This window comes from Chitinophaga sp. (genome assembly GCF_036569185.1).
GTDB lineage: Bacteria > Bacteroidota > Bacteroidia > Chitinophagales > Chitinophagaceae > Chitinophaga.
On the sequence record NZ_DATCRD010000374.1, the window covers coordinates 1 to 10828 of the forward strand.

The 10828-nt window shown below is 45.7% G+C and carries 9 protein-coding genes; all 9 read left to right on the forward strand.

Annotated elements, in window-relative coordinates; genetic code table 11:
• Nucleotides 1-427: 427 nt before the first annotated feature.
• Complete coding sequence (locus tag VIM72_RS28295; protein ID WP_332006168.1) at nt 428-1219, forward strand: hypothetical protein; 792 nt, start codon at nt 428-430, stop codon at nt 1217-1219.
• A gap of 101 nt (nt 1220-1320) precedes the next feature.
• Nucleotides 1321-1911 (forward strand): hypothetical protein, encoded by a 591-nt coding sequence (locus VIM72_RS28300; RefSeq protein ID WP_332006169.1) that lies wholly within the window; start codon nt 1321-1323, stop codon nt 1909-1911.
• A gap of 3 nt (nt 1912-1914) precedes the next feature.
• Nucleotides 1915-2862 carry a nucleotidyl transferase AbiEii/AbiGii toxin family protein gene (locus VIM72_RS28305; protein ID WP_332006170.1) on the forward strand — a complete coding sequence of 316 codons (948 nt, stop codon included), beginning with the start codon at nt 1915-1917 and terminating at the stop codon, nt 2860-2862.
• A gap of 676 nt (nt 2863-3538) precedes the next feature.
• Nucleotides 3539-4765 carry an acyltransferase gene (locus VIM72_RS28310; protein ID WP_332006171.1) on the forward strand — a complete coding sequence of 409 codons (1227 nt, stop codon included), beginning with the start codon at nt 3539-3541 and terminating at the stop codon, nt 4763-4765.
• Between the two features lie 119 nt (nt 4766-4884).
• Nucleotides 4885-5646 (forward strand): polysaccharide biosynthesis/export family protein, encoded by a 762-nt coding sequence (locus VIM72_RS28315; protein ID WP_332006172.1) that lies wholly within the window; start codon nt 4885-4887, stop codon nt 5644-5646.
• Nucleotides 5647-5654: 8 nt separating this feature from the next.
• Nucleotides 5655-8018, forward strand: coding sequence for a GumC family protein (locus tag VIM72_RS28320; protein ID WP_332006173.1), 2364 nt, complete (start codon nt 5655-5657; stop codon nt 8016-8018).
• Nucleotides 8011-9357, forward strand: a complete 1347-nt coding sequence (locus tag VIM72_RS28325) for a flippase (RefSeq protein ID WP_332006174.1) — start codon at nt 8011-8013, stop codon at nt 9355-9357. The genes VIM72_RS28320 and VIM72_RS28325 overlap by 8 nt, the downstream gene beginning before the upstream one ends.
• Nucleotides 9354-10046 (forward strand): FkbM family methyltransferase, encoded by a 693-nt coding sequence (locus VIM72_RS28330; protein ID WP_332006175.1) that lies wholly within the window; start codon nt 9354-9356, stop codon nt 10044-10046. The genes VIM72_RS28325 and VIM72_RS28330 overlap by 4 nt, the downstream gene beginning before the upstream one ends.
• Before the next feature lies 1 nt (nt 10047).
• Complete coding sequence (locus VIM72_RS28335) at nt 10048-10695, forward strand: class I SAM-dependent methyltransferase (RefSeq protein WP_332006176.1); 648 nt, start codon at nt 10048-10050, stop codon at nt 10693-10695.
• Nucleotides 10696-10828 lie beyond the last annotated feature (133 nt).

A 10828-nucleotide genomic window follows, 5' to 3' on the forward strand; every position in this document is an offset into this window, starting at 1 on the left:
AAAAACCAGGAAAACTCCAGGATGGCCATTGCCACCACCAGCGCAATGATCGCTTTTATTCTGCCAATTTGTTTTGCGGTGTCGGATGTCATTTTACCGGGGAATTTATATGCCGGGGAGTAATTTATAAAATTACACCGACATTCTGCGGTTATCATCATGCAAAAGGGGCTTCGGACCGGCTGACCTGAAAACCTTTTGCATGTTGACTACAGCGGCAATTGTAACCAACCGCGCCTGGGCGGTATGTTACAACACGAATCAGCATTTTTGATGTAAGGGCTATAACAAGATAACCCTTATATAACCCTTATGTAATTCTTAAATAAACGTTATATAACCCTTATCTATAAGATACCGGTTATATACAGGTAAACATTATTTTGTTTCAGGTATACCTGAAACGATCACTTAAAACTTATCAGGAATGGCTTTTCTTATAGATGGTATTAACTTCACTGGTTCCCTGGGCAAACTATCAGCCTACAGGATGAAGGGATCCGGTAAAATTGTTGTCCGTACCAAAGGAGGCGCCTCCGGTGACCAGATCCGGCATTCGCCCAAATTTGAGCGCACACGGGAAAACAATAGCGAATTTTCCGGCTGTGGCTATGCAGCAAAAACCATCAGGCAGGTATTGATCCCGGTGAAACACCTGGCCGACTATAACTTTACGCCTGTGCTGGTTAAACTGGCTAAAAGCATACAGGTATTGGATACCACCGGCGACAGGGGAAAGAGAAGCATACTCCTGTCGCGGCACAACTATTTGCTGGAGGGGTTCCAGTTAAACAGGAAAAACACTTTCGACAGTGTACTTCGTCACCCCGTTCAGTGTATTATCGAAAGAGAAACCGGGACTGCGGCTGTGGAGCTACCCGCCCTGATGCCCGGGCTAAATTTGCTGCTGCCCTGGCAATACCCCTTTTTCCGGTTTATTATTACGTTTGGGACTGTTCCCGATATTGAATTCAATGGAATTAATTACAGGAATGCGGGAAAACAACTATTGCCGGCATCGGCATATACAGAATGGCAGTTGGTGAGAAAGTCGTTCGAAGCACAGCGCCTTGTGCTGTCGCTGCCTGAGCTGGCGTTAATAAATGATGCCAGTACTTTGCTGGTGGGTATTGGTATTGAAATGGGTATGCCTGTTAGTGACCAGTTGATTGACCGGGTGAGGTATGCGGGTTGTGGGAAGATACTGGCGGCGGGGTAATTACTTCGAGATTATTTGCATGAATTATTCTGTATAATTCATGCAAAATGGGATATTTTTCCTATCTTTGCTGAGAATAATAAACTCTTCAAAGAAAAAGAATGAATGCCGCCAGTGAACTTAAAAGAAAGCTGAAACCGGGCAAGGTTTACCGTCGCGGGGAGCTTGCGCAATGGACAAATGCAGTAGACAGGCATTTAGCAGAGTTGGTTGAAGATGGTACCTTAAAAAAATTACAACAGGGACTTTATTATTATCCTAAACAATCTACTTTCGGCCAGGTTCCCCCTGAAGAAAAGGAACTGGTACGCAGTTTTTTAAAAGATAAAGATTTTCTGCTTACTTCTCCTAATGCGTACAATAGCCTGGGGGTAGGCACTACCCAGCTCTATAATAAGCGTATTGTTTATAATCATAAACGACATGGCTTATTCCAACTGGGCAGTAAACTCTTTGACTTCAGAATTGTTCCTCATTACCCAAAGAAAGTAACCCCGGAATATTTACTCGTTGACCTGGCTGGAAATATGGAATCACTCGCTGAAGATCCTATGGAACTGACTACCCATCTATTTTCACGCATGAAAAAGGTTGATCAAAGCACACTAATGAGGTTGTTTAATTATTATGGTAACGCTAAAGCCAGGAAGCTGTATCAGGATTTTTTAAGACAGAATAAAACAGAGCATTAAGCGATGCCACTATATCTTCATGAACACAAAGAATTTGCAGATTTAATACGGATCATTGAAGGGGAATCGGGCATAGATGCCGCCCTGATCGAGAAGGATTACTACATTATGCATGCCTTGCACGGACTTTCGGCTCAGGGCTTCGACTTCAAATTGAAAGGAGGTACATCCCTGTCTAAAGGATATCGGATTATAGACCGTTTCTCCGAAGATATTGATATTTACATAACGCCACCAGATCATTTAGACGTCAACATTAATCCCAAAAGCAATAAAACAGCTGCGGTTGAATCTCGAAAAGGTTTTTATGACTGGCTGGCATCAGCCATTGATATTGACGGATTAAAGGCTGAAAGAGATCAAGCCTATGACGACATACATTCCTATCGCAGTGGGGGAATCAGGCTATATTATGAGCCTCGTTTTCCTAATATTGTGGGAGTTAAAGAGGGCATTCTGCTGGAAGCAGGATTCAGCAAAATTACCCCCAACCAACGGGTAAATATCAGTTCCTGGGCTTATGATAAAGCAATTACCGCAAAAGTTAAAATAGAAGATAACCGCGCAAAACAGATAGCCTGTTATCATCCGGGGTACACCTTCGTTGAAAAGCTGCAAACCATTGCTACAAAATTCAGACAGGAGCTCGAAGATGGTGTGGAACGCCCTAACTATATGCGCCAGTATTACGACATATACCGCCTGCTGGAAAGCAGGGAAGTATTGGATTTTATCGGTACAGATGAGTATTTGGCACACAAAGAGCACCATTTTCCCAAAGCCGATTTTGTAATTCCGGTATATAAGAACCCCGCCTTTTTACTTACTGATAAAGCAATGAGGAACCGGTTTAAACAAAGGTACCAGTCTACGGCTGCATTATATTATAAAGGACAACCTGACTTTGACCAGGTGATGGAACGTATACGGCAGTTTGTAACCCGGTTATAAGCAAAATTCAGATGCACAACACTACATCTCTGTATATTTGCACCCATGCGAAAAAAACTATTACTGCCTGTTTGGTACAAAAGCGATTCCTCTGTCCGATCTGGCGAAGATACTTTGCGATAAACTGGACCTGGTGTTTGTGCTTCATGAAAGTGACTATGCAGGCGGAGGGAATGTAACACCGAAAACTTTGTAAAAGCAGGTATTTAAAAGATGTATCCCCCAGATTGCAGATATAAAACTGCCGAAAGAAGAGGTCATAGAAGATGATAGCCCACGATAATCTCCCCCTCTGTTCATTTTATTCATTTCAAAACCATCCCGTTCATTACATTCATTTAATCTACAGACGCTATAACTATCAGTATTATAATTAAATTCGAATTATACAAATAAGAACTGTTACTGGATCATTGATAAAATCTCTATTGAAAAGACCTTAAAATTATCTGATAAGACTGGCTGCTGTTATTAACAAACTACTACGGGGAAGACTATACTAGGCAAACAGACTGGTTGCTATCATCGGCAAAACCCCTACCGGGAAAAACCTGCAATTATCTAAAACAAGACTGGCTGCTGTTATCGGCAAAATCACTACGGGAAGGACTATACAATTATATGTAAACAAGACTGATTGTTGCGTATTGGTAATATCGCTATTGAAAACACCCTAATGAATTCAAACCAAAATCAGCATCCCCCTCAGCACTTTTATGCGCTCGACGCGATAAGAGGCATCGCCGCCATCATAGTGGTCCTGTATCATTGGCAATTCTTTTACTATGCGAATGATACCTGGGTACTGGGCGGCTTCGAGAAAACTACGCTGCCCTTCTATACCTACCTGCAGGCCTTTTATAACGATGGCATGGTGGCGGTAGATCTATTCTTCCTCCTCTCGGGATTTATTTTCTTCTGGTTGTATGCAGAACGCATTGCCAGCAGGAATATCAACTTTGGTAAGTTTATGTTCTTCCGGCTCAGCAGGCTCTATCCCATTCACCTGGTCACCCTGGTAACAGTAGCGGTGCTCCAGTGGCTGATGCTGAGAAATGCCGGGCACTATTTCATTATACAATTCAACGACAGCTACCATTTTGTACTGAACCTGCTTTTCATGCAAAACTGGGGCTTTGAAAAAGGCCCCTCTTTTAACGGCCCCTCCTGGTCTGTGTCCGTGGAAGTAGCGCTATACCTGATGTTCTTTGTTATCTGCTACCTGAAACTACAACATAAGAAATGGTTGCTGTTCCTCCTGATCCCTGCAGGCATATTTATCCAGTACTTCTATACCATCATCGGTAAAGGAATGTACTCCTTCTTCCTGGGAGCGCTGGTATACTATCTCTACGTGTGGATGACACAAGAAAACAGGACCCGTAAATACCTGCCGGCCCTCGCTGCTGTAACGGCTTTATTATGGATCATGCTGTTTGCAGAATACCAGTTCTCCTTTTTCCAGGATATATGGACAAAGCTGTACATGCAGGTTTTGCCGGGCAAAAGCCTGGAGTCCGCACAATCGGCGTTTGGACTGGGCCGCAACTTCTTTTTCCGCACCACCGTAAGTCCCTGCACTATCCTTACCCTGGCATTGTGGGAAACCAAAACAGGTATGCTGAACAAAAAATGGGCCTTGCTGGGTAACTGCAGCTATGCAATGTATTTAATCCATTTCCCGCTACAGATCGTTTTTGTACTTGTGGCAGATGCCTTCCATATGAACCGTCTCGTATTCCGTTCACCATATACTTTATTTATTTTTTTCCTGATCCTGCTGCCACTGAGCCTGATCACTTATTACTACTTCGAGTTGCCTGCACAGGAAAAGCTCAGGGCCAGATTCTTTAAAACAAAAAGACCCGGTGTAAACATAGCTGATGTGAAAGTAACAACATAACAAATTCCTCAATGAGGAGGCCGTTACCTCTTCATTATAAATAGTGATGACTGCCGGTGAAACACCTGCATGCACACTTCCTGTTATACCATACCGAACAGACAAATTAATCACTTAATATGGGATTGAAATTCAGCTTACCATTGATCCTGGCGTTGATGATAATCACGGGGTGCGCAAGCTCCCGGAAACTGACCTACTTTAATGACATTGCAACGGTATCGGGGGTGGATTCCCTTCACCGCATGCAGCAACTGAAAATACAACCCGGCGATATCCTTCAGATCACGATCACCACGCTCGATAAAGAAGTGTCGCAGATCTTTAACCCTAACATCGCCGTTTCCGGACCGGCTTCAAACAGCGGCATGGAACCGGGATACCTGGTAGACAGCGCCGGCTATATCGCCCTTCCGGTGATAGGGAAAATAAACGTAAAAGATAAAACCACCGCGGCCATCAACGACCTGGTATCGCAGGAGCTGGAAAAAACGGTCCGTAACGCCTACGTTTCTACGCGGCTGGTAAACTTCAGGGTATCGGTGCTCGGCGATGTGGCCAGGCCCGGTTCCTTCCGCATCGGCGCAGAAAGAGCTTCCATACTGGATGCATTGAGCATGGCCGGCGATCTTAATGTTACGGCGAAACGCGACGATATCATGATCATAAGGGAAATCAACGGCGTTAAAACATACGCATCGGTAAACCTGAACGACAGCAAAACCCTTTCTTCCCCTTACTATTATCTCAGCAATAACGATGTGGTATACGTAAAGCCCGGCCCTGACCGCAAATTCGCCACATCCAAAACAATACAGCTGCTGCCGGCCATCATCGGCGTGATATCACTAATTACCACGATCGTCATTCTAAGTAAATGATCAGCCTTATGAACCAGCAAAAAACAACCAACAATAAGAACTCGGTTATAGATCTGAATGATCTCTTCCAGAAAGTGGTATTCCACTGGCCCTTGTATCTCCTGGTACTGATGGCCATGGTAACAGGCGCCATGCTGTACCTGAAATACAAAAAACCGATCTATATGTCCACCGCCAAACTTTACCTGAAAGATGAAAAAAAAGGAGGCGGGGAAGAAATGGACGCACTGAAATCACTTGCCCTTTTCAACAACGGTAAAAATATTGAGAACGAGATGGAAGTGCTGAAAGCCCCTATACTGGTAGAAAAAGTGATCGCCGCCAACAGTTTCAATATCCGGTATTACCTGAAAGGAACAGTGAATAATGAAGAAATTTATAACCACCCACCACTCACGCTCCGCGTGCTGAGCGACAGTACTAAAGTAGGCAACTATACTTTTGACGTGACCGTGGAAAATGATCTGCTGAAAATAAGACAGGTGAACAATACCACCGACAGCAGCCTGCAACTAAGCACCAGGCCCGGCGAGCCATTCACCGTGGCGAAAGATAAATTCGTGATCAGTTATTCTCCACTGGCCGCCTCTACTCCTGCCGGTGCCTACCGCATCCGCGTGGATTCCGTAACAGAATATGCCTATGAAAAAATAGATGAAATAGGCACTGCCCTGGTGAACCGCGATGCTACCGTGATACTGGTGAGCTACAAAGACCCGGTGCCTGAAAGAACTGCCGATTTCCTCAACACTTTACTGGAAGCCTATAATGAATATACCCTCGACGACAAAAACCGGGTGGCCTTTAAAACCATCCATTTCCTGGCCGTGAGAATTGATTCCCTGAAAGAAGAACTGGGGCTACTGGAAAAACAGGAAGAAAACTTCAAGATCCAGAGAGGGATCACCGATATTGACGCCAGCTCCAAACTTGCGCTGGAACAGGTAAAGGAAGCAGACATCCGGCTCAGCGAAGCCAATATGCAGCTCTCGGTTTTTGACCAGGTGGAAAGCTATATCAACAATCCAGCCAGCGATTATCCCTTTGCGCCCGTGCTCGGCAATATTGACCAGACACTTACCTCCATGATCAACCGGTACGAAGAAGCGCTCCGGGAAAAGAAACGGCTGTCGCTTTCCCTCAAGCCCACCAGCGAAATCCTGCAAAATGTGGAATCGCAGGTCACAGATACCCGGAAAACTATCCGCGATTACATTGCCGGGTACAGAAGAAATGCCAACGTAGTACAAAAAGAAACACAGCAGAAAGTAAACCAGATACAGGGCAAAATAGCCAATATCCCCACTTATGCAAAGGAATACATCAACATTAAAAGACAACAGGGCGTAAAGGAAAACCTGTATCTCTACCTGCTAAAGAAAAAAGAAGAAGCATCGGTAGCCTACGCCAGTAACGTGGTAGATAACAAAGTGATTGCCCCCGCTTTTGTACCCGACAAGCCCATTGCCCCAAAAAAATCTATCGTGTTCATCGGCTTTATCGCAGTTGGCCTGGTGCTTACCAGCGCTTATATCTATCTGAAATATTTCCTGAATCCCAGCGTACTCAGTAAAAAGGAAATTGAACAGGTATTTGACCTGCCCGTTATTGCAGAAATTTACCAACATGAAGAAGGCGCCCGGGATATGTCGCTGCAAAACCGCTCTGTGCTGGTGGAACAGGTGTTCAATATGCGTACCAACCTGAAGTTCCTGCTCACGGGCGTCACCGGCACGCCCACCATCCTGCTTACTTCCAGCATTTCCGGGGAAGGAAAAACTTTCCTGTCGGCCCACCTTGGCAACTCTTTAACCGTAAGCAACAAAAAGGTGGTACTGCTGGAACTGGACCTGCGCAAGCCAAAGCTGTCGCAGTTCCTGGGATTAGACCATAACGTTGGCGTTACCAATTACATCATCGGGAATAAAACCGTAGAAGAGATCATTAAAAAAGTACCGGGCACCGACGGGCTTTACCTGGTTTCATCCGGCCCCATTCCTCCCAATCCTATTGAGCTGATAGAAGGAGAACGTATGGCCGACCTGCTGGCACAGCTGAAAGACCTGTTCGACTACGTGGTGATCGATATGTCGCCCATCGGTATTGTATCCGATGCCAAAAGCATTTCCAGCCAGGTAGACTGTGCCCTGTTCGTGGTGCGGTACAATTTCACCCTTAAATCCAAACTGGTACCGGTATCAGAAAATATCCGGAAAGGATTCTTCAAAAAAACAGGGATCATCTTCAATGGCATAGAACAGGATACCTTCTATCCCTATTACTACTACGATCATTATTCATACACAGAAAATAAACAACATAATCATACCTGGTCATCATTGGTAAAAAAAATAAAACAACGCATTGCATAAACTATTTGAAAATAGCGGTTGGCTGTTGATAGATAAGCTCAGTAAGCTTTTCCCGGGCATTATCATCATGGCGCTCATTGCCAGGCACCTGGGCCCGGAAGCATTCGGGATCTGGAACTATGCCCTGGCGCTCACCACTATTGTTGGCAGTGCAGCCATACTGGGCATGGACAAACTTGCCGTAAAGGAGATCCTTCATCATGAGCAAAAACAGGGCACCATTGTGGCTACCGTTATTTTAATGCGGATCGTGGCCGGTATCATCTGCATGGCCATCAGTATAGGCATTGTATGGTTTGCCCGGGAGCACCAGCAACTTTATATATACTGTACTGTTTTTTCTGCGCTGATCATTGTGCTGCAATCATTCGATGTGCTGGATTATTTCTACCAGGCGAAGCACAATGTAAAAAAAGTGATCATTCCCAAGGTAACTGTGTTCATTATCTTCTGCGCAATAAAACTGCTCATCATCTACCTGGATGGCTCGCTGATAGCATTCCTGTGGGCGTCGGTAATAGAACTGGTGGTTACTTACCTGGTGATAATAGGGGTATATGGCTACTATAATACGGCTGATTTCACGCTGCGCATCGACCGTACACTGGCCAAAACACTGCTGGCGCAAAGCTGGCCGCTGATGCTTTCCAACCTGGTAGTAGTATTATTTATGAAGATAGACCTGGTACTGCTGGACGTGCTTTCCAATCCCGGGGAGCTGGGAAAATATGCAAGCGCTGCGCGGATCTCAGAGCTATGGTACGCCATTCCCACGGTGATATCCGTAGCCGTGCTGCCTGGCCTTATACAAAAGAGGAAGAACAACGGGAACAACTACCTGGCAGCATTGGAAAAGTGGCTGCGGCTATCGTTCTGGTTAAGCCTGGGCATTGCGTTGTTGGTTACATTCACTGCACATATCATCATTCCCTTCCTGTACGGCGAAGGCTATGCAGCCGCTTCCCGCATGCTCATGATCCATGTATGGGCGGGCATCCCCGTATTCCTCAGCATAGTGCTGGTTCAATACCTGTTCGTGGAAGGCGAATACAAAATTTACCTGTACAGCAACCTTTCCGGTCTTACCGTTAATATGTGCGTTAACTTTTTCCTGATTCCCGCTTATGGCGGCACAGGGGCGGCCATCGCCACGGTGGCGGCTTATACCACGGTGTATGGCATGTTGCTGCTGTTCGATAAAAGCGGGCAGGGTTACCTGCTCACCAAAAAAATGTTTCATCCGGCGCTGGCGCTGTCAGATATAAAACAGGTACAAAATAACCTGCGGATCTTTACCACCCGTTTATTCACCGTTCATCAAAAACAGTATACCAAATGAGCAGCCTGAAAAAAATCGCGGCAAAACTGGTCACTACGCTGTTTCCACGGCTCAGTTACGGGGTGCGCGCTTACAGCTCGGAAGGGGAAGACCTTATTTTACAAAGGATCTTTGATAAAAAACAGCAAGGTGTTTATATAGATGTGGGAGCGCACCATCCCTTCCGGGTATCCAATACCTACCTGCTTTACAAGCAGAACTGGACCGGCATCAACATAGATCCCATGCCCGGTTCAAAGGCCCTGTTCAACAGGTACCGGCCTAAAGATATCAACCTGGAAATAGGCGTATCCGTAGTAAAGCAACAGCTCACCTATTTTATATTTAATGAACCGGCTTTAAGCACTTTCTCTCCCGAAAAAGTAAAAGAATATACACAGGTACCCAAATACCGGGTAATTGGTGAAAAGAAGATAGATACCTGGCCCCTGGCGGAGATCCTGGATATGTACCTGGCAAAAGATAGTAAGATCGATATCCTGACCATTGATGCCGAAGGGCTTGACATGGAAGTGCTGCGATCCAATAACTGGGATAAATACAGGCCTGCCTATGTGCTGGCGGAGTCTCCTCCGTTTGATGTGTTACAGGCGGAACAGAGCCAATTATGCCAGTTTATGCAAACGGTGGGCTACCGCATGTTTGCCAAAACGTATTACACCTATTTCTTTAAAAACATGAACATGTAAGATGCCTGGAAGTAAGTTATATGTGCAATATGGCTGTGGGCCTTTTTCAGCACCTGCCGGCTGGAAAAACTACGATTCCTCGCCTACGCTGAAGATCCAGCAGCTTCCCCTGATAGGGAAACTGCTGAAACCGGCCATGCATGTTACTTTCCATCCCGATGTGTTGAAAGGCGATATAGTAAAGGGCCTTCCGGGAATAAAAGAAAACTCCTGTGATGGCATTTATTGTTCGCATGTGCTGGAACACCTGGCTTATAACGACTGTCTCCTGGCTATCAGGAATACCTTTCATATCCTGAAGCCAGGTGGTTACTTCAGGTGCGTAGTACCCGACCTGGCCGGCGCTGCCAGGAGGTATATTGCGCAACTTTCGGAGAATGATCCCAAAGCCAATACCGGGTTCATGGAAGAAACGCTGCTGGGAAAAGAAGAAAGGGTACGGGGATTCAGACAGCTGATCCAGCTGGCACTGGGCAACCGGGAACACCTGTATATGTGGGATCATCTTTCCTTATCGCACCAGCTGGCCGCTGCAGGGTTTAAAAACATACGGCACTGTGCATTCAACGACAGCCCCGACAGCATGTTTAAACTGGTAGAAGAAGAAATACGATTTAATAACGCCGTTGCACTGGAGGCAACTAAATGATGTTACGCACGCCGGTCTTATTCCTGGTATTTAACCGCCCTGAACAAACATTGCAGGTGTTCAGACAAATCAGGCTGCAGCAGCCCGAACAGCTGTTTATTGCCGCCGATGGCCCCCGGCAGGACCGGCCCGG